This is a genomic window from Micropruina sp., from assembly GCF_047606365.1.
Classification (GTDB): domain Bacteria; phylum Actinomycetota; class Actinomycetes; order Propionibacteriales; family Propionibacteriaceae; genus Micropruina.
Genome location: NZ_JASGEN010000164.1, coordinates 72733 through 94421 on the forward strand (window position 1 = coordinate 72733; position 21689 = coordinate 94421).

The following is a 21689-nucleotide window of genomic DNA, read 5'->3' on the forward strand; positions in this document are numbered from 1 at the left end:
ACGGTAGTCCCAGTCCTAGACTCCGGTCATGACACAGACGTCTGATCTGAAGCCCCGTAGCCGCGACGTCACCGACGGCCTGGAGAAGGCCGCCGCGCGCGGCATGTTGCGGGCGGTGGGCCTGGGTGATGAGGACTTCGCGAAGCCGCAGATCGGGGTGGCGTCGTCCTGGAACGAGATCACCCCGTGCAATCTGTCCCTGGACCGGTTGGCCAAGGCGGTCAAGGACGGCGTTCATGCCGCCGGCGGGTATCCGCTCGAGTTCGGCACCATCTCGGTCTCGGACGGCATCTCGATGGGCCACGAGGGCATGCACTTCTCGCTGGTCTCCCGCGAGGTGATCGCCGATTCGGTCGAGACCGTGATGAACGCCGAACGGTTGGACGGCTCGGTGCTGCTGGCCGGTTGCGATAAATCGCTGCCCGGCATGCTGATGGCGGCGGCCCGGCTCGACCTGGCGTCCGTCTTCCTCTACGCCGGGTCGATCCTGCCCGGCATCGCCCGGCTCTCGGACGGCACCGAGAAGACGGTCACCATCATCGATGCCTTCGAAGCGGTCGGCGCCTGCGCGGCGGGACTGATGTCGCGGGCCGATGTGGATGCCATCGAGCGCGCCATCTGCCCCGGCGAAGGTGCCTGCGGCGGCATGTACACCGCCAACACGATGGCCTCGGTGGCTGAGGCGATCGGCATGTCGCTGCCCGGCTCGGCCGCCCCGCCGGCCACCGACCGGCGCCGCGACGGTTTCGCCCGGCGTTCCGGTGAGGCGGTGGTGAACCTGCTGCGTCGTGGAATCACCGCCCGCGACATCATGACCAAGGAGGCGTTCGAGAACGCCATCGCCGTGGTGATGGCCTTCGGCGGCTCGACCAATGCGGTGCTGCACCTGCTGGCCATCGCCCACGAGGCCGAGGTGGAGTTGACCATCGACGACTTCCAGCGGGTCGGCGCCAAGGTGCCGCACCTGGCCGATGTGAAGCCGTTCGGCGCCTACGTGATGACCGACATCGACCGGGTCGGCGGCGTCCCGGTGGTGATGAAGCTGCTGCTCGATTCGGGCCTGCTGCACGGCGACTGCCTGACCGTGACCGGCAAGACGATGGCCGAGAACCTGGCCCACATCGCCCCGCCGGACCCCGACGGCAAAGTCATCCGGGCCATGCAGCAGCCGATCCACCACACCGGCGGCATCACCATCCTGAAGGGCTCGCTGGCACCCGAGGGCGCGGTGGTGAAGAGCGCCGGCTTCGACGATTCGGTGTTCGAGGGCACCGCCCGGGTCTTTGACGGCGAACGTGCCGCGATGGACGCCGTCGAGGCCGGCACGCTCGGCAAGGGCGACGTCGTGGTGATCCGCTACGAAGGCCCCAAGGGTGGCCCGGGCATGCGCGAGATGCTCGCCGTCACCGGCGCGATCAAGGGCGCCGGGCTCGGCAAGGACGTGCTGCTGCTCACCGACGGCCGGTTCTCCGGCGGCACCACCGGGCTGTGCGTCGGCCACGTCGCGCCCGAAGCCGTCGACCTCGGCCCGATCGCGTTCGTGCAGGACGGCGACCGGATCCGGCTGGACGTCGCCAACGGACGCCTCGACCTGCTGGTCGATCCGGACGTGATGCGCACCCGGCAGGACGCCGGCGTCACCCACCCCGCACCTAAGTACACCCGCGGTGTGCTGGCCCGCTACCGCAAGCTGGTCACCTCAGCCAGCCGGGGAGCCGTCCTCGACTGAGACCGGCCACCGCTGGTCGAGACCCCTCGTCATCCCGCTGACGGTCCCTCGTCATCCCGCGCTTGCCCCGGGATCTCATCGTCGGCGTGCGGGGAGATCCCGGCGTTCGCCGGGATGACGGGTGTGGGACGACGGGGCCACCGCTGGTCGAGCTTGTCGAGACCCCTGCCGCGGGTTCCGACAGGCTCAATCGACGGCGCCGGGATGGCTCTGCCGGACGGCAGTGACGAGGTCGGTGAGCATCCGTTCCAGAAGGTCGCGCTCCTGGGGTGGCAGGCGGTCCGTGACGGCCTTGGTGGCGTCGGTCATTGGCCGGTAGAGACGCCGCAGTTCGTCGAACCGGTCGGTCGAGCGCAACTGGGCCGACCGGCCGTCGGCGGGATGCCGTTCCCGGGCGACCCATTGCTGCTGTTCGAGGCGAGCGAGCACGCCGGTCAGGGTTGCCCGTGGCAGGCCGGTCCGGGCGGCCAGGTGCGAGGGAGTGCACGGGCCTTCGCGGTCGATGACATCGAGGACGTCCAGATCGCGCGGGTTCAGGCCGGCGGCTGTGGCGATCTTGTCATTGACGATCTGGAGTTCGATCCGCAACTGCCGGACGGCATCCCTGATCGACGTATCGATCATCGGGACGTCCGGCGTCGGTTCGTGGTGGGGGATACCGCTCGGCGCAGGTGGTCGTCGCGGCCCAGCTCGGCGACCATGGCGGCGGCGAGATCGGCGCGGGTGGTGATGCCCTGGGTGGGGTGGTCGAGGTCGAGGCGGTAGTCGGAGACCTGGTCGGCATCGATGAGCCGGCCCGGTCGCATCACCGTCCAGTCGAGGTCGTCGACGGTCTGCAGGTATTCCTCCATGGCGCGCATGTCCGCGTACAGCGTGCGGCCGATGACGTTGCGGAGCAGCGGAAAGACCAGATGGTCGGCGAACCAGTTCCCTCGCGGCGGCGGATAGGTGAGCCCCGAACTGACCGCGACCAGGCGCCTGGCCGAGGGGTTGCGCCGCATCGCCTCGACGATGTTCCGAGTCCCCACGGAGTAGATGCTGACCGGATGCCGGGTGTAGGCGCAGCCGAGGGTGGACAGCACGGCGTCGGCGGTGGCGACCGCCTCGTCCAGGCCGTTGCCGGAGAGGGCATCGGCCTGCGCGACGGAGAGTTCGGGATGCGGATCGAGCGGCAGCGGATCCGGACGGCGACTCACCGCCGTCACCGTATGGCCCGCCCGCAGGGCCTCTCGGCACAGCCACAGCCCGGTGGGTCCGGCCGCTCCGACGATGGTGACTCGCACGTTGTCCTCCGATGCTTTGGGCCCGCCCCATGCGGCAGATAGTACGGAAACCGTATCATCTGGCATCGCGGAACTGCAGCGCGCCCCGTCGTCATCCCCGGCACGCGTCTCGTCGTCATCCCGGGCTTGCCCCGGGATCTCGTCGCCGGTGCGCGGGGGAGATCCCGGCGTTCGCCGGGATGACGGTGGGACGGTGGGGTCGTCTCAGCAGTCGCGCAGACGCTGCAGCACGTCGTCCAGCATCTGCTCGGTGAGCTTGCCGGTGAAGGTGTTCTGCTGGCTGACGTGATAGCTGCCGAACAGTCGCACGGTGCGATCGCCGACCCCCAACTCGGCCTCGGCGCCGTGCCCGAACCGCGGCCTCGGACGGGGCACCGACCAGCCGAGCCGGCGCGCGGCGGCCAGGGTGGCGTCCCAGCCGATCGCCCCGAGCGCGAGTATTCCCCGTAGCCGGGGCGTGATCAGGGTCAGTTCACGGTCCAGCCAGGACGAGCAGGTCGCCTTCTCGACGGTGCTCGGCTTGTTGTCCGGAGGCGCGCAACGCACGGTGGCGGTGATCCGCAGATCGCGCAACGCCAGGCCGTCCCCGGCATGGAGCGCGGTCGGCCGGCTGGCCAGGCCGGCCCGGAACAGCGCCGCGTACAGCCAGTCCCCGGAACGGTCGCCGGTGAACATCCGCCCGGTCCGGTTGGCCCCGTTGGCCGCCGGCGCCAACCCGACGATCAGCAGGGTGGCGGCGTCGTCGCCGAAGGTGGGCACCGGACGCCCCCAGTACGGCTGGTCGGCGAAGGACGCCCGGCGTCCGAGGGTCGCCACGCTTTCCCGCCAACTCACCAGCCGCGGGCAGGCCCGGCACACCGACGAGCGGGCCTGCAACTCATCCAGGCTCGCGGACGCCGCCAGTCGCGCCACGTCCGCGGCGTCCAGTGCGACCGGAGTGGCCGCCGTCGCCGGATCCCCCGGCCACCCGGTGCCCGGCGGCACCGGAGAACCGAACGGCCGCCCGGTGATCGGGTGCGGATCGGTCAACGCCGGCCGGCCAGGCGTCGGAAAACCAGGTGGGCGCAGCCGATCACCAGCAACACGATGCCGATGGCGAGCACCCGCGGGGTGCGCATCTCGGGGTCGTCCTCGGACAGCAGAAGGTACAGCAGCCCGAACAGGAGATTGAGCACCATCGGTGCCAGGACCAGGACGCCCACGGCGATCCGGATCGGATGCCGATGCGGCGTCGACGGCTTCCCCGCGGCGAGTTCCCGCGGCACCGGCCCGAGCACCTCGACAGGCGTGGTGCCGAGGTAGATCCCGGCCGCCGCGGAGTCCGGATCCTGCCCGATGTTCACCGGACGGCGCGCCGGAATCGGACCCATCGGCTGCTGATCGAAGAGCGCCATCGCCACCGCCTCCTCAGGCTCTACCCGAACGTGGCCGCAGTGTAACCCCGGCATCCGGACGGCGAACCTCACGTAGCCTGACCGGGTGCGGATCGCGACCTGGAATGTGAACTCGGCCAAACAGCGAATGCCTCGGTTGCTGCCCTGGCTGGACGAGCGGCGTCCGGACGTCGTCTGCCTGCAGGAGACCAAGCTCACCGACGACGCCTTCGCGGAGTTGTTCGCCGAGCCGCTGGCGGAACGCGGCTACGAGTTCGCCAGCAACGGCCAGGGTCAGTGGAACGGTGTCGCGCTGCTCTCCAAGGTCGGGCTGGACGACGTCGAGCGCGGCTTCCCCGACATGCCCGGCTTTCCCGGACCCGAGGCGCGGGCGATCAGCGCCGACTGCGATGGCCTGCGGGTGCACAGCCTGTACGTGCCGAACGGCCGGGAGCCCGACTCCGACCACTACCGCTACAAGCTGGACTGGCTGGCCGCGCTGCGCGCCGACGTGGCCGCCGGCCCGCAACGGGTGGCGCTGTGCGGCGACATGAACATCGCCCCGACCGACGCCGACGTCTTCGACCCGCAGGCTTACATCGGCCAGACCCACGTCACCGAACCGGAGCGCGCGGCGCTGCAGGCGCTCACCGATCTCGGGTTGCACGACGTCGTCCGCGACCGCTGGCCGACCCAGCGGGTGTTCAGCTACTGGGACTACCGGGCCGGCATGTTCCATCAGGATCTCGGCATGCGGATCGATCTGGTGCTGGCCGACACGGCGACGGCGTCCCGGGTGGCGGCGGCCTGGATCGACCGGCAGGCCCGCAAGGGCACCGGCCCCAGCGACCACGCCCCGGTGATGGTCGACCTCGACGAGGCGCCGGACGGCGACATCGGGCCGATGGTCCCGCCGCCGTCCGCACCACGCACACCACGCCGGGGAACCCGCAAGCTGCCGCAGTCGCGGTAGCTGGCCACACAGGACGCCGCGGTCGTAGTCGGAGTCCGGCACGGCCTGTGCCAGAATCGGGGCCAGTGTCCGTTCTGATCGGGAGTTTGCATGCAGTCGTGCGAGGCTTGTGGCCGACCGCTTTCCGATGACGCGTTGCGTTGCCCCGCCTGTGGACGTCCGGTTCCGGACGCCGTCCGCGACGATGCCGGGCAGTCGCAGGACGCCGAGCGAACCGGAGAGATCCCGCCGGTCCGTTTCACCGGCGACCCGGCCGGTCCCAGTGAATCCTCACCCGAGTCCGACGACTGGGATCCGGACGAGACCACCCGGTTCCGGCCCGTCGAAGACACCAGCCGCAACCGGCGCAACACGCTGGCCCTGGTCAGCCTGTCGGTGGCCCTGATCGCGGCCGTGGTGAGCCTGGCCTGGCTGATCGGGCAGACCGTCGGTGCCCGTCCGATCACCTCCGGTTCGGCGCCCGCCACCGTCACCGCCACTCCGCTGAGCAGCACGCCGCCGCGCAGCGCGGTGGTCTGCACCACCGAGGTGGCCCGCAGCACCAACACCAGCTGTGCGGTCGCCACCCGGGTGCTGTCGGCCGTCCGCACGCTGGGGACCGACCTGCCGGACAAATTCCGGGTGACCATCGTCGATCCGAACAGCCAGAAGAACGCCACCTACGTGTGCTCGATCAAGGCATGGATCGAGTGCTCAGGCCCCGGCGACGCCCGGGTCTACGTGCGCCGGCTGATCTGATCCGGCGGCTTCAGCCGGGTTCCGGAGCGATCCGCGCCGAGACCAGGCAGGCCGTCCGCAGCTTCGCCCACGACGAATGCACCGTCAGCGTCGACAGTGTCGCCGGCGGGTACCGGTAGGCGATCAGGGCCCGCGCCTCGGCGTCCGATGAGCCGTCGGCCAGAGCATGCGCCAGCGCCGGAATCCCCGGCGCGTGACCGACCACGAGCAGGCTGCTGCAGCCGCTCGGCACGGTCATCAGCTCCTCGAGGATCGACATCGCACCGGCGTTGTAGATGGCATCGCTCGACCAGATCGGCACGCCGAGGCCGAGCGCCTCGGCGGTCTGCATGGTGCGGGTGGCGGACGACGCCAGGATCAGTTCGATCCCGGCGCCGCGCAGATGTTCGCCGACACCACGTGCCTGCACGATGCCACGGGTGCTCAGCCGGCGGGCATGATCGCCGCCGGGGCCGGGCGCCTGCCATTGGGCCTCGGCATGGCGCAGCAGGTGCAGTGTGCTCACTCGGTCAGGACTCGGGCTCGGGCTCGGAGCGGGTGAACTCGTTCTCGTAATCGGTGCCCTGGGCCCGCCGCCAGCTCTCGAAGATCTCGGCCTCCGCTTCGGTGCGGCCGACCCAGACTGCGCCCTCGACCGACTTGCCGGGCTCGAGGTCCTTGTAAACGGCGAAGAAGTGCTCGATCTCGAGCAGGGTGAGCTGGGGCAGATCCTTCAGCTCGGTGAGGAAGTCCTGCCGATGGTCGGCGGTCGGGATGCACAGCACCTTGTCGTCGCCGCCCATCTCGTCGGTCATCCGGAACATGCCGATCGCGCGGCACTCGATCAGCGCACCCGGGAAGGTGGCTTCGGGAACCAGCACCATGGCGTCCAGCGGATCGCCGTCCTGGCCGAGGGTGCCCTCGATGAAGCCGTAGTCATTCGGGTACTGGGTCGAGGTGAACAGCGTCCGATCGAGCCGGATGCGGCCGGTGTGGTGGTCCATCTCGTACTTGTTCTTGGTGCCCTTGGGAATTTCGATCGTCACATCGAAATGCAGGGTGGCTGGAATCTTGGCGCGTGTGAACTCGGCCACTACGGTTCCCCTTTCGGAGGCTGTCATGATGGCGTGGTGCCACGCTCGACCCTATCGCCAACCATGCCCGCGGCAACATGCCGAAAGCGGTAGCCCGGACGGCCGCCCGCCGGGCCCGGACGGTGGTGCTGGTGCTGCTCGCGGTCGTCGTGGTGGGCGCGACCACTCTGCTGGCGGTGCCGCAATGGCGCGCCGCGGTGCTGCCGAGCGCGACCGTGGTGCGGAACTCGCCGCCACCGGCCGGCTATCGGGCACCGGTCACCGCAAGTCCGGCGGCGCTGCCGCTGGACGACCTCAGCCAAACCCCGGCGCCGGCCGCCAAGGAGCTGCTCGCCAGGCTGGCCAAGCTGCCGAAGGGGGCCGCCGGCAAGACCTCGGTGGTGGTCGCCGATCCGCAATCGGGGCAGACCCTGATCGATCGCGGCGACCGGCCGGCCGTTCCGGCGTCCACGCTGAAGCTGTTGAGCGCCCTGGTGGCGCAGGAGACGCTCGGTAACGACCGGAGGTTCGCCACCACGACGGTGAGCCCGAAGGCCGGGACGGTGGTGTTGCGCGGCGGCGGCGATCCGCTGCTGCGCGACGCCCGCGCCGACGGACGTGCCTCGCTGCAGCAACTGGCCAACTCGACCGCCGCCGAACTCGTCCGTGCCGGGACGACCCGGGTGAAGCTCGGCTACGACGCAACGCTGTTCACCGGTAACCCCTGGCACCGGCACTGGACCGACAATTACCGCTATTCGGTGGCCCCGATCACCGCACTGATGATCGACGGCGGACGCACCCGCACCGGCGAGGCCGACAAGAATCCGGCCCGCACGGCCGCCGAGAAGTTCGCGAAGCGGCTGACCAAAGCCGGTGTCACGGTGACCGCGGTCACGCCGATGAAGGCACCGGACGACGCCCGCGAACTGGCGGCCGTCCAGTCGCCCAGCGTCGAGGAGCTGATCGCGCACGCCCTGCAGGCCAGCGACAACACCGCGGTCGAGACCCTCACCCGACAGGCGGCGCTGGCCTCGGGGCAGCGCGGCGACTTCGCCGGTGCGAGCCGCACGGTGACCGACACGTTGCGCCGGCTCGGGTTGTGGGCGTCCGGCATGGTCATCGACGACACCTGCGGGTTGAGCCGGGAGAACCGGGTCACGCCGGGGGTGCTGGTGAAGGCCGTCCAGTTGGTGCTCACCGAGGAACGTTTCCGTTCCCTGCTGGAGGGGTTCCCGGTCGGCGGCGTGACCGGCACCCTGACCGACCGGTTTGACGATGCCCGTGAGCGAGCCGGACGCGGCGTCGTCCGGGCCAAGACCGGCAGCCTGCGCGACGTCACCACGCTGGCCGGCTACCTGGTCACCTCCGACGGTGCGCCGGTGGTCTTCGCCCTGGTCGCCAACCAGGTGAGCCGGCCGTTGGCCGTCCGAGACTGGATGGACACCACCACGGCCCGCTGGGCGGCGTGCGGCTGTGGCTGAATCTGACGACGGCTCGGTCGCGGTGCCCGCGGTGGACTGGTCGGTGGCCGCCGGTGTCGGACGGCGACTGGTCCCGGCCGGCCCGGAGTTGAGCCGCGACGAGGCGTCCGACGTGGTGGCCGAGCTGCGGTCCAGCGCAGATCGGGCGACGGACGCCGTGGCCGCGGCCAGCGGACTGGCCGTCCCGCCGTCCACCGAGACCCTGGTGCTGGACCGGGCCGGCTGGGTGAGCGCGGTGGTGTCGATGACCGAAGCCATGCTGCTCACCATCGGCCAGACGCCGCCGGCGACGCTGGGTGAGAAGGTCTCCGGACGTCTCGCCGGCGCCCAACTGGGCTCGGCGCTCGCCTTCGTGGCGACCCGCATCCTCGGCCAGTACGACCCTTATTCGCCGGTGCCGCGGCTGTTGCTGGTCGCACCCAACATCGTCGCCGCCGAACGGTCGATGGCGGTCGAGCCGCGCGGCTTCCGGCAGTGGGTCTGCCTGCACGAGCAGACCCATCGGTTCCAGTTCGGTGCTGCGCCCTGGCTGGCGGTCCACCTGCTCAGCCTGCTGCGTGACGTCTTCGACGACGCCGGCGAACGGTCCGGACGGCTCCGGCTGCTGTCGGTTCCGCAAGCAGCCGCGCTCGACAGGGTGACCGCGGTGATGTCGCTGCTGGAGGGTCATGCCGACGTGGTGATGGACTCCGCCGCCGACCCTCTGGTGCCGCAGGCCGCCCTGCTGCGCCAACGGTTTGAGGGCCGCCGGGACGCCGGCGGGCTGATCCAGGTGCTGTCCCGGATCCTCGGCCTGCAGGCCAAACGGGAGCAGTACCTGCACGGCGCCCGGTTCTGTCGCGCGGTGATCGCCGAGGCCGGGGTCGACGGCCTCAACCTGGCGTTCCGAGCACCCGAACTGCTGCCCACCCTCGACGAGCTGCACAACCCGGCCGGATGGCTGCGCCGGGTGCCTCAGCGGGTCGGCTGATGGCCCGCCGGGCGCTCGGGCCGGCCACCCTGGCGATGGTTGCCGCCATCGAGCGGATCCACGGCGGCGAGGACGTGCTGGTCGCCTGCTCGGGTGGTGCCGATTCGCTGGCGCTGGCGCACGGCGTCCGGCTGGCCGCGCGGCGGTCCGATTTCGCGGCGCGTGCGGTGGTTGTCGACCACGGTTTGCAAGGCGGCTCCGCCGCCCATGCCGAGGTGGTCGCGGCCGGCCTTGACCAGGCGGGGCTGCCGGCGCAGGTCGTCACGGTGCGGGTGGATGCCGACGGTTCCGGCCCGGAGGCGGCGGCACGGGAGGCGCGGTATCGCGCGCTCAGCGACGTCCGGCGGCCGGGGGAGGTGTGCTACCTCGGCCACACCCGCGACGATCAGGCTGAAACGGTGCTGCTCGGGTTGGCCCGTGGTTCCGGGCTGCGCTCACTGGCCGGCATGGCGCAGCGCCGCGACGGCTTCGCGCGTCCGCTGCTCGACCTGCCCCGGGCCACCACCCGGGAGTGCTGCCGTGAACTGGGCCTGGCCTGGTGGGACGACCCGCACAACACCGAGCGGCGGTTCACCCGGGTGCGGGTCCGTGAGGCCGTCCTGCCGGTGCTGGAACGCGAACTCGGCCCCGGCGTCGCCGAGGCGCTGGCCCGTACCGCCGCACTGGCCCGCGAGGACGCCGACGCCCTGGACGAGCTCGCCGCCGCCGTGCAGGCCCCCGATGAATTGCCGTGCGTCGTCCTCGAACAACTGCCGGCGGCGTTGCGGCAGCGGGTGCTGCGGCGCTGGCTGCTGAGCCAGGGCGCCACCGAGGTGAACCGGGGTCACACCCTCGCGGTGGCGGAGCTGGTCATCGGCTGGCGGGGCCAGCGCTGGGTGGAGGTGCCCGGCGTCCGGGTGGTGCGCCGCGACGGGCTGTTGGTCGCTCTCCCTCCGGCCGGTGTCGAGTGACGGTTCGGCACAACGCTCAGGTTTCGCTAAGGTGCGCGTGTGGACGCCAGTGACATTCGGTCCGACCTCATCGACGTGCTCTACACGTCCGACCAGATTCAGGACCGGTTGCAGGCTCTGGCCGCCGAGATCGAGACCGACTACGACGGTCGGGATCTGCTGCTGGTCGGTGTCCTCAACGGCGCCCTGATGGTGATGGCCGACCTGTCCCGAACCCTCGTCCGGCATTGCGAGATGGACTGGATGGCAATCTCGTCCTACGGCTCGGGCACCCAGAGTTCCGGTGTGGTGCGCATTCTGAAAGACCTCAACACCGATCTGGCCGGACGTCACGTGCTCGTCGTCGAGGACATCGTCGACACCGGTCTGACGCTGGCGTACCTGATCCAGAACCTGAAGTCGCGCAACCCGGCCAGCCTCGAAGTGATGGCCATGTTCCGCAAACCGGACGCCCTGAACAGCCCGGTCGCGGTGAAGTACGTCGGGTTCGACCTGCCCAACGAGTTCGTCGTCGGCTACGGCCTCGACTACGCCGGGCGGTACCGCAACCTGCGTGACGTCGCCACCCTGTCTCCGCACGTCTACTCCTGAGGCTCGGGCGGCCGGGCCCGGGCGGGAAACGCCCGTCTATCCTTGGGGATCGACGGCGGCCGCCGCGCTCAACAAAGGTGGGTAATGAAGGCTCAACGACTGTTCCGAGGACCGATCCTGTGGATCATCCTGGCGTTCCTCGGGATCGCGCTGCTTATCGACTACATCGGCAATGCCAACGGCTACCAGGCCAAGCCCACCTCCGAAGTGGTCGCGCTGATCAACAGCGACACCCCGCTGAAGAGCGTCACCCTGGTCGAGGGCGAGCAGGACATCCGGGTCGAGCAACAGGACGGCACCAAGGTCCGGGCCAAGTGGATCGGTAACCAGAGCCAGCAGATCATCGACCGGCTGAACCAGCGGATGGCCAACCACACCCTGGAGAGTTGGAGCGGCGACGTTCCGCAACAGGGCATCTGGAGCATGCTGCTGTTCACTGTCGGGCCGTTCCTGGTCATCGGGTTGATCTTCTTCTTCCTGCTCAACCAGATGCAGGGCGGCGGCAACCGGGTGATGGGCTTCGGCAAATCGAAGGCGAAGCTGGCCACCAAGGACACCCCGCGCACCACGTTCACCGATGTCGCCGGTTGTGAAGAGGCCATCGAGGAACTCCAGGAGATCCGCGAATTCCTTTCCGAGCCGGCCAAATTCCAGGCCGTCGGCGCCAAGATTCCCAAGGGCGTGCTGCTCTACGGCCCGCCCGGCACCGGCAAGACCCTGTTGGCCCGCGCGGTGGCCGGCGAGGCCGGCGTCCCGTTCTTCTCGATCTCGGGTTCCGACTTCGTCGAGATGTTCGTCGGTGTCGGCGCGTCCCGCGTCCGCGATTTGTTCGAGCAGGCCAAGGAGGCCGCCCCGGCGATCGTCTTCATCGACGAGATCGACGCCGTCGGACGGCACCGCGGCGCTGGCATGGGCGGCGGCCACGACGAGCGTGAGCAGACACTGAACCAGCTGCTGGTCGAGATGGACGGCTTCGACGTCCGCGGCGGCGTGGTGCTGATCGCCGCCACCAACCGTCCGGACGTGCTCGACCCGGCCCTGCTGCGGCCGGGCCGGTTCGACCGGCAGATCCCGGTCGAGGCGCCCGACATGAAGGGCCGGCTGCAGATCCTGCGGGTGCACGCCGCGAACAAGCCGATGGCCCCGGACGCCGATCTCGAGTCGGTGGCCAAGCGCACCCCCGGGTTCACCGGCGCCGATCTGGCCAACGTGCTGAACGAGGCGGCGCTGTTGTGTGCCCGGCAGAACCAGCGCTACCTGACCAAGGAACATCTGGACGAGGCCATCGACCGGGTGATCGCCGGCCCGCAGAAGCGCTCCCGGATCATGAACGAGCGCGAACTGCTGATCACCGCCTACCACGAGGGCGGCCACGCCCTGGTCGCCGCGGCGATGCCCGGCACCGACCCGGTGCAGAAGGTGACCATCCTGCCCCGCGGCCGTGCGCTCGGCTACACGATGGTGATGCCCGACTCGGACAAGTACTCCAAGACCCGCGGCGAACTGCTCGACCAGCTGGCCTACATGCTGGGTGGCCGGGCCGCCGAGGAGCTCGTCTTCCACGACCCGACCACCGGTGCCGCCAACGACATCGAGAAGGCCACCAACACCGCGCGGGCCATGGTCACCAAATACGGCATGACCGAACGGCTCGGTGCGGTGAAGCTGGGCAATGACTCCGACGAACCGTTCCTGGGCATGCAGGCCGGCATGGGCGGCGGGCACCGCGACTACTCCGACGCGATCGCGGCCGCCATCGACGCCGAGGTCGCCGGGCTGATCAACACCGCCCACCAGGAGGCGTTCGACTGCCTGGTGACCAACCGCGAGGTGCTCGACGAACTGGTCCGACAGCTGTTCGAGAAGGAAACCCTGGACAAGGAGCAGGTGGCCAAGATCTTCGAGCCGCTGGTGCGCTGGCCGAAGCGTCCGGCCTGGACGGGTTCCGACACCCGGGTGCCGTCCGACCTGCCGCCGGTCGATCCGCCGCCGCCCGCGCCCAAGCCGGAGCCGACCTACGGCCCGCCGCTGCTCGGACCCAACGGCTCGATCCAGGTGCCGGTGCCGACCACCCCCGGTGGTGGCGCCCCGCAGCCGCCGCACGACCCGTCCCAGCCGCAGTGGCAGCCGCCCTACGGCGGCCAGCCCCCGTACGGCCAGCAGCCTCCCCAGCAGCCGCCGGCCGGTTGGGCGCCTCCGCCGGAGCGCTGACATGCCGGTGGACCAACCACGGGTGGCGGCCGCCGTCCGCGAGATCCTCGCTGCGATCGGTGAGGATCCCGACCGGGAGGGGCTACGCGAGACACCCGCCCGGGTCGCCCGCGCCTACGCCGAGATCTTCGCCGGCCTGGACGGCGACCCCGCCGATGCGCTCCGCACCACCTTCGACATCGCCCACGACGAGCTGGTGCTGGTCAAGGACATCGAGGTGTGGAGCACCTGCGAGCATCACCTGGTGCCGTTCACCGGGGTCGCCCACGTGGGCTACATCCCGGCCGTCGACGGACGGATCACCGGGCTGAGCAAGCTGGCCCGGCTGGTCGACGTGTTCGCCAAGCGCCCGCAGGTGCAGGAACGGCTGACCAGCCAGGTGGCCGACGCCCTGGTCGAGCACCTGCAGCCCCGCGGCGTGATCGTGGTGATCGAATGCGAGCACCTGTGCATGACCATGCGCGGCGTCCGCAAGCCCGGCTCGAAGACGGTGACTTCCGCCGTCCGGGGCGCACTGCGCAACCCGGCCACCCGGGCCGAGGCGATGAGCCTGATCATCGGCTGAGTTCGAACCGCTTTCCGGCCGAAATACGGCCGCCGGCGCACCCTGTCGAGGCGTCACACCGTTTCCCGGTTGAAATCAGCGGTCTGAAAAAGTTCCTAATCAACCGGCAATTGGTTCGGGCTGATCAGTGCCGACCCCTGTCGTATAACCACCACGAAGCGGTTTGCGCGGTTCAACGCAGCCGAAAGAATGCGCGCAGCGATGGCTCGGATTCGCCGACCTCGATGAAGCCGAGAGCCTCATAGAAGGCTCGTTGGCCGGGTTCAGCGTCGGTCAATAGAACCTGTTGCCGGACCTCGCCCGGGCCCTGCAGGACCGTCTCGACCAATCGGCGCCCCAGGCCCTCGCGTCGGTGTGAGGGGTCGACCAGCACGTCCTGCAGGTAGGCGATGGTGGAGCCGTCGCCGACGATTCGGGCCAGCCCCACCAGCTTCCCGTGGGATCGAGCGGTCACCACCCGCAGCGATCCGCGAACAGCCCGGACGAGAGTGTCGGGCTGGCGGGTGTATGCCGTCCAGCCGACAGAGCCGTACAGTTCGAGCAGTTCCTCGCGGCCCGGCTCGTCGACCTCGCTGAGTATCACTTCGCTCATGAATGAGAGCGTGGCACGAAGGGTGCGGCTCCTGGTGCCCCGGACGGTTTGGTAACAACCAGAAGCAGGGTCGAACCAGCCGGGCGGCTGGATAGGCTGCCGCGGGTGAGGCAGTTGCAGAGCGCTGGGCGGACCCTGGTGATGGGCATCGTCAACGTCACGCCGGACTCGTTCTCTGACGGCGGCGACTTCCTGTCGGCTGAGGCGGCCATCGCCCGCGGACGGCAGCTGCTGGCCGAGGGCGCCGACCTGATCGACGTGGGCGGCGAGTCGACCCGGCCCGGGGCGGCGCGGGTACCGGTGCAGGAGGAACTGCGCCGGGTGCTGCCGGTGATCGCCGAACTGGTGGCCGCAGGGGCCGCGGTCAGCATCGACACCACCCGTGCCGAGGTGGCGAAGGCGTCGGTGGCCGCCGGCGCCGAACTGGTCAACGACGTCTCCGGCGGCCTGGCCGATCCGGCCATGCTGGACGTGGTCGCCGAACTGGGCGTGGGCTACGTCGCGATGCATTGGCGCGGCCATTCCGACGTGATGCAGCAACTCACCCACTACGACGACGTGGTCCGCGACGTCGCCGCCGAACTTGCGCAGCGCCGGGACGCCGCGCTGGCAGCGGGTATCGCCCCGGATCGGCTGGTGCTCGACCCGGGGCTCGGTTTCGCCAAGACCCCCGACGCCAACTGGACGCTGCTGGCCCGCCTGGAAGAGCTGGCCGCACTGGGTCAGCCGCTGCTGATCGGCGCTTCCCGCAAACGCTTCCTGGGCGAACTTCTCGACGGACGCGAACCGCGGCAACGTGACGATGCCTCGGTGGCACTCACCGCGCTGTGCGCCGAGCGCGGTGTGTGGGGCGTGCGCACCCACACCGTCCGGGCGCACGCCGATGCCGTCGCGGTGGTGGCCAGGCTCGCGCAGGAGCGCCGCGGTGGGGTGCAGTAGGGTCTTGTCGGAGGTGAGCGCATGGCAGAGCCGAGTCCCGACCGGGTCCGACTGACCGGAATGCGGTTCCGGACCACCCACGGGGTCTATGACTTCGAACGGGTCGAGCCGCAGGATTTCGTGGTCGACGTGACCTGTGATCTGGTTCCTCGCGCCGCCTCCGACGAACTCGCCACGACCGTGGACTACGCCGAACTCTCCACGGCGATCGCCGGCGATGTCACCGGCGAACCGGTGAACCTCATCGAGACCCTCGCCGAGCGGATCGCGGCCACCTGCCTGAGCCGTCCGCTGGTGTCGGCTGTCGAGGTCACCGTTCACAAACCGCAGGCCAGAATGCCGGTCGAACTGGCCGATGTGGCTGTCACCATCACCAGGAGGCGCACCGCGTGACCGACTTCAACCCCAACGTCCACCTCGATCTCGATGTCGACACCCTGTCGGGCATGGTGCCGCTGCGTCAGGTGATCTTCTCGATCGGCTCCAATCTCGGCGACCGGCTGGCCTACCTGCAGGGCGCCGTCGACCTGCTTCGCAACACCCCGACGCTGAGCATCGCCGACGTCTCCGGGGTGTACGAGACGGCACCCGTCGGGCCGGTGCAGGAGCAGCCGGATTTCCTCAACATCATCGTCCGCGCCGACAGCACCCTGGCGTCCCTGGTGCTGCTGGAACGCGCCCAGGCCATCGAGAAGAACTTCCTGCGCACCCGCGAGGTGCCGGGGGGAGCCCGCACCCTCGACGTCGACCTGATCACGGTCGGCAACCGGATCAAGGAAACCCCCGAACTGACGCTGCCGCATCCGCGGGCGCATCAGCGCGCGTTCGTGCTGGTGCCCTGGCTCGACATCGACCCGGACGCCGCCCTGCCTACCCTCGGACGGGTCGCCGACCTGCTCAGTGACGTCGACACCTCAGGCGTGCGGCGCCGCGACGACCTCGTCATCGATCTGTGATGTCCGAGCCTCGGCCGAGCGTCGAGCGAACCAGCCGTACCGTGCTGGTGATCGCTGCGGTCGTGGGTGCCGGGCTGGCTTGGATCGTGCTGTCCAGTACGGAGAGCTTCGGCTGGTCGATCCCCTTGGTTCCGCCGTTCACCGCGGTCGCGGTGGCCGTCCTCGCCGTGGCGACCTGGCTGGCCGCTCGCTGGATGCACCGCACCGTGCAGGTGCGCCGGGTACCTGTCGAGCCAGCGCGGGCGATTGCCCTGCTGCTCGCCGGCAAGGCGGCGTTGATCGGTGGCACCGCGCTGGCGGCCGGCTACGCCGTGATCGCATTGCGCTCGCTGCCCAACCTGGACGCCGCCCTGCCGCGCGAGCGGGTCATCTCGGCGGCCGTGTCGGCGGTGCTCAGCGTGGCGCTGGCAGTGGCCGGATCGGCCCTCGAGCGGGCCTGTCGGGTGCCTCCGGACGATGAATCCGGCGACGCGCCAGGGGCTGAGGACGGCGAGAGCGGCAGCCCCGGTTAGGCTTCGGCCGTGAAGCCGCACCCGGGACGTGTCCGTCGCCCCACCCGAGCCCGGGTGGTGTCCTGGACGACCCTTGCCCTGGTCAGTTGTGTGGCGGTGCTCGCCTATCTCTTCGGCGACCAACTCGGTCGTGGCCTCGGGCTGGTCGCACTGCTGGCCGGCGCCGCCCTGGCCTGCCTGCTGGCCTGGCGTGAGAATCGGACGGCGCAGCGGCTTCGTGAGGCTCGTGCCCTGCACCAGGTGCTGGTGCACGCCGAGCAGCTACGCGCCGAACGTGCTCGTCAGCGTGCGGTGGTCGAAGTCCTCGGCTCGCGCGTGGAGGCGCTGCACCGGCAACTCGAGACCTCCGGTCGGCGGGTGTGTGCGCTGCGCCAGGAGGTTTCCACCCTGCGCGGCAACTACGAGGCGCTGCGCGTCGAGCTGGAACTTCAAGCCGTGCTGGAATCCGATGCCCGCATCGTCGAACTCGGCCGCTCCGGCCAGGTGATCGATCCGTGGGTGACCGCCCGCGAACTGTGGAGCCGCGACGAGAGTGTTCGTCGGCTCGCCTAGCCTGGACCGGGGCTGAGCCCGGATCCACCGATCTGCGGCTACTGCGCGACCCCAGCTGGGGGCAATGGCTGTGCCGGGCATGCTCGCCGGGCTAAGAGATTCCGCGGCTGGGTAAGTCGCTTGGTCACCCGACGCGTACCCGACACCTTCTGTTTACTCTTCTTAGTCGTGGTCAGTACTCATGTACGCACCTCAACGACGCCCAACTCGACAGCCCGCACCGCGAACCTCTAATCAGATTAGGTGTCGAGAAATCCCAATTCTCGGTTAAAGCGAAGACTCGGAATGTTTTGCGGGCGTATTGATTTCCTGTAGTGTGGAGCACAGTCGACCGATCGGGGGAGCGGTCGCGAAAGCAAAGGCACTCACACTGGGAGGATTTACTGATGGCGCAACGCATCGTCTATCGGCTCGAGGACGACTTGGACAACACCGAGGCAGCCGAGACCATCGTTTTCGGTCTCGACTCGGTGAGCTACGAGATCGACCTGTCCGATGAAAACGCCGCGAAGTTGCGTGACCTGCTGGCGCCTTATGTGGCGGCCGGACGTCGGGTCGGCGGCAAGCGCAAGGCCGGCGGACGCCGGCGCGCGGGCGGCAATAATTCGGCAACCGAGATTCGGGCCTGGGCGACCGAGAACGGCTACACGGTGTCGAGCCGTGGCCGGGTGCCCGCCGAGATTCGCGAAGCCTACGAGCGGGCTCACGCCTGAGCACACGCATCACGTCGGACGGCCCCGGGGATCTTTCCCGGGGCCGTTCGCCGTGGGCGAAGCTGGAACAGATGCCCGGACAGCCGGGTTGAATACACTGAGGGTGCCTGGGGCCTCCCCGGCGCCGACGTGAGGAGTGCGGAATGTTCGACCGGTTCACCGACCGAGCACGGCGGGTGATCGTCCTTGCCCAGGACGAGGCGCGCATGCTGAACCACAACTACATCGGCACCGAGCACATTCTGCTCGGCCTGATCCATGAGGGTGAGGGCGTTGCCGCCAAGGCGCTCGAAGCGCTCGGCATCTCGCTGGAGGCCGTCCGCGAGCAGGTCGAGGAGATCATCGGGCAGGGCCAGCAGGCGCCCACCGGGCACATCCCGTTCACGCCGCGGGCCAAGAAGGTGCTCGAACTGTCGATGCGCGAGGCGCTGCAGATCAATCACCCCTATATCGGCACCGAGCACATTCTGCTCGGCCTGATCCGCGAGGGTGAGGGCGTTGCCGCGCAGGTGCTGATCAAGCTGGGCGCCGACCTGAACCGGGTGCGCAACCAGGTGCTGCAACTGCTCAGTGGTTTCCAGGGCAAGGAGGCCGCCACCGCAGGCGCCCCCGAGACCGGGCCGCAGCAGCAGGGCTCGTCGATCCTCGACCAGTTCGGCCGCAACCTGACCCAGGCCGCCCGCGAGAACAAGCTCGACCCGGTGATCGGGCGCGAGAAAGAGATCGAGCGGGTGATGACGGTGCTGTCCCGGCGCACCAAGAACAACCCGGTGCTGATCGGCGAACCCGGCGTCGGCAAGACCGCCGTGGTCGAGGGCCTGTCCCAGGCGATCGTCCGTGGCGACGTCCCCGAGACGCTGCGTGACAAGCAGATCTACACCCTCGACCTGGGTGCATTGGTGGCCGGTTCGCGCTACCGCGGCGATTTCGAGGAGCGCCTGAAGAAGGTGCTCAAAGAGATCAAGACCCGTGGCGACGTGGTGCTGTTCATCGACGAGATCCACACCCTGGTGGGTGCCGGTGCCGCCGAGGGCGCGATCGACGCGGCGTCCATCCTGAAGCCGATGCTGGCCCGCGGCGAGCTGCAGACCATCGGTGCGACGACCCTCGACGAGTACCGCAAGTACATCGAGAAGGACGCCGCGCTGGAGCGTCGCTTCCAGCCGATCCAGGTGGCCGAGCCGTCCATCGCGTTGACCATCGACATCCTGCGCGGCCTGCGCGATCGCTACGAGGCGCACCACCGGATCACCATCACCGACGCGGCGCTGATCGCGGCGGCCCAGCTGGCCGACCGGTACATCTCCGACCGATTCCTGCCCGACAAGGCCATCGACCTGATCGACGAGGCCGGCGCTCGGTTGCGGATCCGCCGGATGACCGCGCCGCCCGACCTGCGCGAGTTCGACGAGCGGATCGCCAAGGTGCGGCTCGAGAAGGAGGCCGCGATCGACGCGCAGGACTTCGAGCGCGCCGCCCGGCTTCGTGACGACGAGCGCAAGCTGCTGATCGCCCGCTCCGAGAAGGAGGAGGCCTGGAAGGTCGGCGATTCCGACGTGCCGGCCGAGGTCGGCGAGGAAGAGATCGCCGAGGTGCTCAGCTCCGCCACCGGCATTCCGGTCTTCAAGCTGACCGAGGAGGAGTCCTCCAGGCTGCTGAAGATGGAAGAGGAGATCGGCAAGCGCTACATCGGCCAGCACGACGCGGTGAAGGCGCTGTCGCGCTCCATCCGGCGTACCCGTGCCGGGCTGAAGGACCCGAAGCGGCCCAGCGGCTCGTTCATCTTCGCCGGCCCCTCGGGCGTCGGTAAGACCGAGCTGACCAAGGCGCTGACCGAGTTCCTGTTCGGCGACGAAGACGCTCTGATCACCCTCGATATGAGCGAATACTCCGAGAAGCACACCGCCTCGAGGATGTTCGGTTCGCCCCCCGGCTATGTCGGCTACGAAGAGGGCGGCCAGCTCACCGAAAAGGTGCGTCGCAAGCCGTTCAGCGTGGTGCTCTTCGACGAGATCGAGAAGGCGCATCCGGACATCTTCAACTCGCTGTTGCAGATTCTGGACGAAGGGCGTCTGACCGACGCGCAAGGCCGGGTCGTCGACTTCAAGAACACCGTGATCGTGATGACCACGAACCTGGGGACGCGCGATATCTCCAAGTCGGTGAACCTCGGCTTCAGCCAGTCTTCGGACAGCGCCAGCAGCTACGAAAAGATGAAGGCAAAGGTCTCCGACGAACTCAAGCAGAACTTCCGTCCGGAGTTCCTGAACCGCGTCGACGAGATCGTGGTGTTCCACCAGTTGTCGCAGGCCGATATCGAGCGGATCGTCGACCTGATGGTCGCCGAGATCGAGTCCCGGCTGCGCGACAAGGACATGGGCATCGAGCTCACCCACGCGGCCAAGGCGCTGATCGCCAAGCGTGGCTTCGATCCGGTGCTGGGTGCTCGTCCGCTGCGTCGCGCGATCCAGCGCGACATCGAGGACATCCTGGCCGAGAAGATCCTCTTCGCCGACATCCACCCGGGCGAGATCGTCGTGGTGGACGTGGCACCCGAGGGTTCGGAGCTGGCGTTCACCTTCAACGGCGTCCCGAAGGCACAGATGCCGGACGTGCCGGCCGAGCTGGGTCAGACCAGCTGAGCCAGGGCACAGGGCAAGCGTGACGGGGCCCCGGGGAGAACTTCTCCCCGGGGCCCCGTCGGCGTCTAGGTGAGGGCGACCAGCAGGATCGCGAGCAGGATCAGCCCGACGAACAGCATCGAGATCACCGAGCCCACGATGCCGAGCGCGTAGCCGGCGGTCAGCGTGCCGGAGGGGCGGTACCGGCCCGGCTCGTTCCGCATGTCGCGGCGGGCCTTCGCGCCCAGGTACCAGGCGACCGGGCTGATGAACGGAAAGGCGACGAACATGGCCGCGAGGCCGACGATGCCCAGCACCAGGGTGGTGATGGCGTTCGGATGCTCGGGCAGCTCGCCGGCAACCCCGTACGGCATCTGCTGGCCGAAGGTGTAGGCGGCACTCGGCGACGGGTACTGCGGCTGCGGCACCAGCGCGCCGAACTGCTGCGGCTGCGACCACCCGCTGGGCTCGGTGGGGTCGTGCGGCTGCGGGGTCGGATTCGTGTAGTACGCCGTAGTCGGCTGCTCACGGGTCGGCGGCTCCTCGGACCGCGCCGGTTGCGGACGCGGGGTGCCGAAGCCGTCGCCGCTCGCCCAAGGCGAATACTGCTCATTGCTCATGGGTGCCCTCCTGAATCTCTACCAGGATACGAGGCGGTGGTGGCGGTCCTGAGACAGGCCCGGTGGCCCGGGTGCTATGAGGTTCCGCTAAAGCCGGTAGCCGTCCGCCTCGGCGATGACCAGTCCGTCGGCGACCAGCGAGCGCAACGCCTTGCTGGCCTGCGCGGCGTCCGGCCAGTCGGCGGTCAGCTGGTCGGCAGACGCCCTGTCGCCGGCATCGCGGTTCCGCAGCCGGTGCAGCACGTGGCCGCGGGCCGCGCGGTCG

Annotated in this window: 24 protein-coding genes; 16 read left to right on the top strand and 8 right to left on the bottom strand. The window is 69.4% G+C overall.

The features are described 5' to 3' along the window. The first annotated feature begins 28 nt into the window (after positions 1-28). Positions 29-1729 (top strand): dihydroxy-acid dehydratase, encoded by a 1701-nt coding sequence (gene ilvD, locus QM624_RS18695; protein WP_415094622.1) that lies wholly within the window; start codon positions 29-31, stop codon positions 1727-1729. Between the two features lie 186 nt (positions 1730-1915). Here ilvD and QM624_RS18700 read toward each other — a convergent pair whose 3' ends face one another. The 4 genes from QM624_RS18700 to QM624_RS18715 form a co-directional block, all read right to left on the bottom strand. Next, positions 1916-2353 (bottom strand): MarR family winged helix-turn-helix transcriptional regulator, encoded by a 438-nt coding sequence (locus QM624_RS18700; RefSeq protein WP_415094624.1) that lies wholly within the window; start codon positions 2351-2353, stop codon positions 1916-1918. Continuing rightward, entirely contained in the window at positions 2350-3012 is a 663-nt protein-coding gene (locus QM624_RS18705; protein ID WP_415094626.1) for an NAD(P)-dependent oxidoreductase, read from the bottom strand. The genes QM624_RS18700 and QM624_RS18705 overlap by 4 nt, the downstream gene beginning before the upstream one ends. 204 nt (positions 3013-3216) lie before the next feature. Beyond that, the gene (locus tag QM624_RS18710; protein ID WP_415094628.1) at positions 3217-3996 is read right to left on the bottom strand and encodes a uracil-DNA glycosylase; all 780 of its coding nucleotides are present in this window, start codon (positions 3994-3996) and stop codon (positions 3217-3219) included. Positions 3997-4037: 41 nt separating this feature from the next. After that, a complete protein-coding gene (locus QM624_RS18715; RefSeq protein ID WP_415094630.1) occupies positions 4038-4406 on the bottom strand; it encodes a hypothetical protein in 369 nt (122 codons plus the stop codon). A gap of 85 nt (positions 4407-4491) precedes the next feature. Here QM624_RS18715 and QM624_RS18720 point away from each other — a divergent pair, with 85 nt between their 5' ends. Both QM624_RS18720 and QM624_RS18725 read left to right on the top strand, forming a co-directional pair. Beyond that, a complete protein-coding gene (locus QM624_RS18720) occupies positions 4492-5358 on the top strand; it encodes an exodeoxyribonuclease III (protein WP_415094632.1) in 867 nt (288 codons plus the stop codon). 135 nt (positions 5359-5493) lie between these two features. After that, complete coding sequence (locus QM624_RS18725) at positions 5494-6096, top strand: hypothetical protein (RefSeq protein ID WP_415094634.1); 603 nt, start codon at positions 5494-5496, stop codon at positions 6094-6096. A 10-nt stretch (positions 6097-6106) separates the two neighbouring features. Here QM624_RS18725 and QM624_RS18730 read toward each other — a convergent pair whose 3' ends face one another. Both QM624_RS18730 and QM624_RS18735 read right to left on the bottom strand, forming a co-directional pair. Beyond that, complete coding sequence (locus tag QM624_RS18730; protein ID WP_415094636.1) at positions 6107-6601, bottom strand: SixA phosphatase family protein; 495 nt, start codon at positions 6599-6601, stop codon at positions 6107-6109. A gap of 4 nt (positions 6602-6605) precedes the next feature. Next, on the bottom strand, positions 6606-7169 hold the full coding sequence (locus QM624_RS18735; RefSeq protein ID WP_415094638.1) for an inorganic diphosphatase: 564 nt from the start codon (positions 7167-7169) through the stop codon (positions 6606-6608). Positions 7170-7246: 77 nt separating this feature from the next. Here QM624_RS18735 and dacB point away from each other — a divergent pair, with 77 nt between their 5' ends. From dacB to folE, 6 genes are all read left to right on the top strand, one after another. Continuing rightward, on the top strand, positions 7247-8632 hold the full coding sequence (gene dacB / locus QM624_RS18740) for a D-alanyl-D-alanine carboxypeptidase/D-alanyl-D-alanine-endopeptidase (protein WP_415094640.1): 1386 nt from the start codon (positions 7247-7249) through the stop codon (positions 8630-8632). Then, a complete protein-coding gene (locus QM624_RS18745; RefSeq protein ID WP_415094642.1) occupies positions 8625-9602 on the top strand; it encodes a zinc-dependent metalloprotease in 978 nt (325 codons plus the stop codon). Before dacB ends, QM624_RS18745 begins: the two co-directional genes overlap by 8 nt. Beyond that, the gene (gene tilS, locus QM624_RS18750; protein WP_415094644.1) at positions 9569-10552 is read left to right on the top strand and encodes a tRNA lysidine(34) synthetase TilS; all 984 of its coding nucleotides are present in this window, start codon (positions 9569-9571) and stop codon (positions 10550-10552) included. Before QM624_RS18745 ends, tilS begins: the two co-directional genes overlap by 34 nt. A 39-nt stretch (positions 10553-10591) precedes the next feature. Next, the gene (gene hpt / locus QM624_RS18755; RefSeq protein WP_415094646.1) at positions 10592-11143 is read left to right on the top strand and encodes a hypoxanthine phosphoribosyltransferase; all 552 of its coding nucleotides are present in this window, start codon (positions 10592-10594) and stop codon (positions 11141-11143) included. An 84-nt stretch (positions 11144-11227) separates the two neighbouring features. Then, entirely contained in the window at positions 11228-13354 is a 2127-nt protein-coding gene (ftsH, locus tag QM624_RS18760) for an ATP-dependent zinc metalloprotease FtsH (protein ID WP_415094648.1), read from the top strand. 1 nt (position 13355) lies between these two features. Next, the gene (gene folE / locus QM624_RS18765; protein WP_298130165.1) at positions 13356-13919 is read left to right on the top strand and encodes a GTP cyclohydrolase I FolE; all 564 of its coding nucleotides are present in this window, start codon (positions 13356-13358) and stop codon (positions 13917-13919) included. A gap of 172 nt (positions 13920-14091) precedes the next feature. On the opposite strand, the gene QM624_RS18770 is transcribed toward folE, so the two are convergent. Next, a complete protein-coding gene (locus QM624_RS18770) occupies positions 14092-14511 on the bottom strand; it encodes a GNAT family N-acetyltransferase (protein ID WP_415094651.1) in 420 nt (139 codons plus the stop codon). 105 nt (positions 14512-14616) lie between these two features. Here QM624_RS18770 and folP point away from each other — a divergent pair, with 105 nt between their 5' ends. The 7 genes from folP (at position 14617) to QM624_RS18805 (ending at position 20825) form a co-directional block, all read left to right on the top strand. After that, positions 14617-15450: a dihydropteroate synthase gene (folP, locus tag QM624_RS18775; protein WP_415094653.1), complete on the top strand. Its 834-nt coding sequence runs from the start codon at positions 14617-14619 to the stop codon at positions 15448-15450. Positions 15451-15471: 21 nt separating this feature from the next. Then, on the top strand, positions 15472-15843 hold the full coding sequence (folB, locus tag QM624_RS18780; RefSeq protein WP_415094655.1) for a dihydroneopterin aldolase: 372 nt from the start codon (positions 15472-15474) through the stop codon (positions 15841-15843). Continuing rightward, entirely contained in the window at positions 15840-16406 is a 567-nt protein-coding gene (gene folK / locus QM624_RS18785) for a 2-amino-4-hydroxy-6-hydroxymethyldihydropteridine diphosphokinase (protein WP_415094657.1), read from the top strand. Before folB ends, folK begins: the two co-directional genes overlap by 4 nt. After that, the gene (locus tag QM624_RS18790; protein WP_415094659.1) at positions 16406-16918 is read left to right on the top strand and encodes a DUF3180 domain-containing protein; all 513 of its coding nucleotides are present in this window, start codon (positions 16406-16408) and stop codon (positions 16916-16918) included. Before folK ends, QM624_RS18790 begins: the two co-directional genes overlap by 1 nt. Positions 16919-16927: 9 nt before the next feature. Continuing rightward, positions 16928-17470 (top strand): hypothetical protein, encoded by a 543-nt coding sequence (locus tag QM624_RS18795; RefSeq protein ID WP_298130175.1) that lies wholly within the window; start codon positions 16928-16930, stop codon positions 17468-17470. A gap of 386 nt (positions 17471-17856) precedes the next feature. Then, complete coding sequence (locus QM624_RS18800; RefSeq protein WP_415094661.1) at positions 17857-18183, top strand: histone-like nucleoid-structuring protein Lsr2; 327 nt, start codon at positions 17857-17859, stop codon at positions 18181-18183. A 143-nt stretch (positions 18184-18326) separates the two neighbouring features. Beyond that, complete coding sequence (locus tag QM624_RS18805; protein ID WP_415094663.1) at positions 18327-20825, top strand: ATP-dependent Clp protease ATP-binding subunit; 2499 nt, start codon at positions 18327-18329, stop codon at positions 20823-20825. A gap of 65 nt (positions 20826-20890) precedes the next feature. Here the strand turns inward: QM624_RS18805 and QM624_RS18810 are convergent, their stop codons facing one another. Further along, the gene (locus QM624_RS18810) at positions 20891-21424 is read right to left on the bottom strand and encodes a hypothetical protein (protein ID WP_415094665.1); all 534 of its coding nucleotides are present in this window, start codon (positions 21422-21424) and stop codon (positions 20891-20893) included. Positions 21425-21689: the final 265 nt, after the last annotated feature.

Excerpts from the sequence above, each read along its gene's own strand:
- QM624_RS18810 (WP_415094665.1), bottom strand. The coding sequence starts at position 21,424 with ATGAGCAATGAGCAGTATTCGCCTTGGGCGAGCGGCGACGGCTTCGGC.
- folB (WP_415094655.1), top strand. The coding sequence starts at position 15,472 with ATGGCAGAGCCGAGTCCCGACCGGGTCCGACTGACCGGAATGCGGTTC.
- QM624_RS18790 (WP_415094659.1), top strand. The coding sequence starts at position 16,406 with ATGTCCGAGCCTCGGCCGAGCGTCGAGCGAACCAGCCGTACCGTGCTG.
- dacB (WP_415094640.1), top strand. The coding sequence starts at position 7,247 with ATGCCGAAAGCGGTAGCCCGGACGGCCGCCCGCCGGGCCCGGACGGTG.
- QM624_RS18800 (WP_415094661.1), top strand. The coding sequence starts at position 17,857 with ATGGCGCAACGCATCGTCTATCGGCTCGAGGACGACTTGGACAACACC.
- QM624_RS18715 (WP_415094630.1), bottom strand. The coding sequence starts at position 4,406 with ATGGCGCTCTTCGATCAGCAGCCGATGGGTCCGATTCCGGCGCGCCGT.
- ilvD (WP_415094622.1), top strand. The coding sequence starts at position 29 with ATGACACAGACGTCTGATCTGAAGCCCCGTAGCCGCGACGTCACCGAC.
- tilS (WP_415094644.1), top strand. The coding sequence starts at position 9,569 with ATGGCTGCGCCGGGTGCCTCAGCGGGTCGGCTGATGGCCCGCCGGGCG.
- ftsH (WP_415094648.1), top strand. The coding sequence starts at position 11,228 with ATGAAGGCTCAACGACTGTTCCGAGGACCGATCCTGTGGATCATCCTG.
- QM624_RS18805 (WP_415094663.1), top strand. The coding sequence starts at position 18,327 with ATGTTCGACCGGTTCACCGACCGAGCACGGCGGGTGATCGTCCTTGCC.
- QM624_RS18700 (WP_415094624.1), bottom strand. The coding sequence starts at position 2,353 with ATGATCGATACGTCGATCAGGGATGCCGTCCGGCAGTTGCGGATCGAA.
- folE (WP_298130165.1), top strand. The coding sequence starts at position 13,356 with ATGCCGGTGGACCAACCACGGGTGGCGGCCGCCGTCCGCGAGATCCTC.
- QM624_RS18770 (WP_415094651.1), bottom strand. The coding sequence starts at position 14,511 with ATGAGCGAAGTGATACTCAGCGAGGTCGACGAGCCGGGCCGCGAGGAA.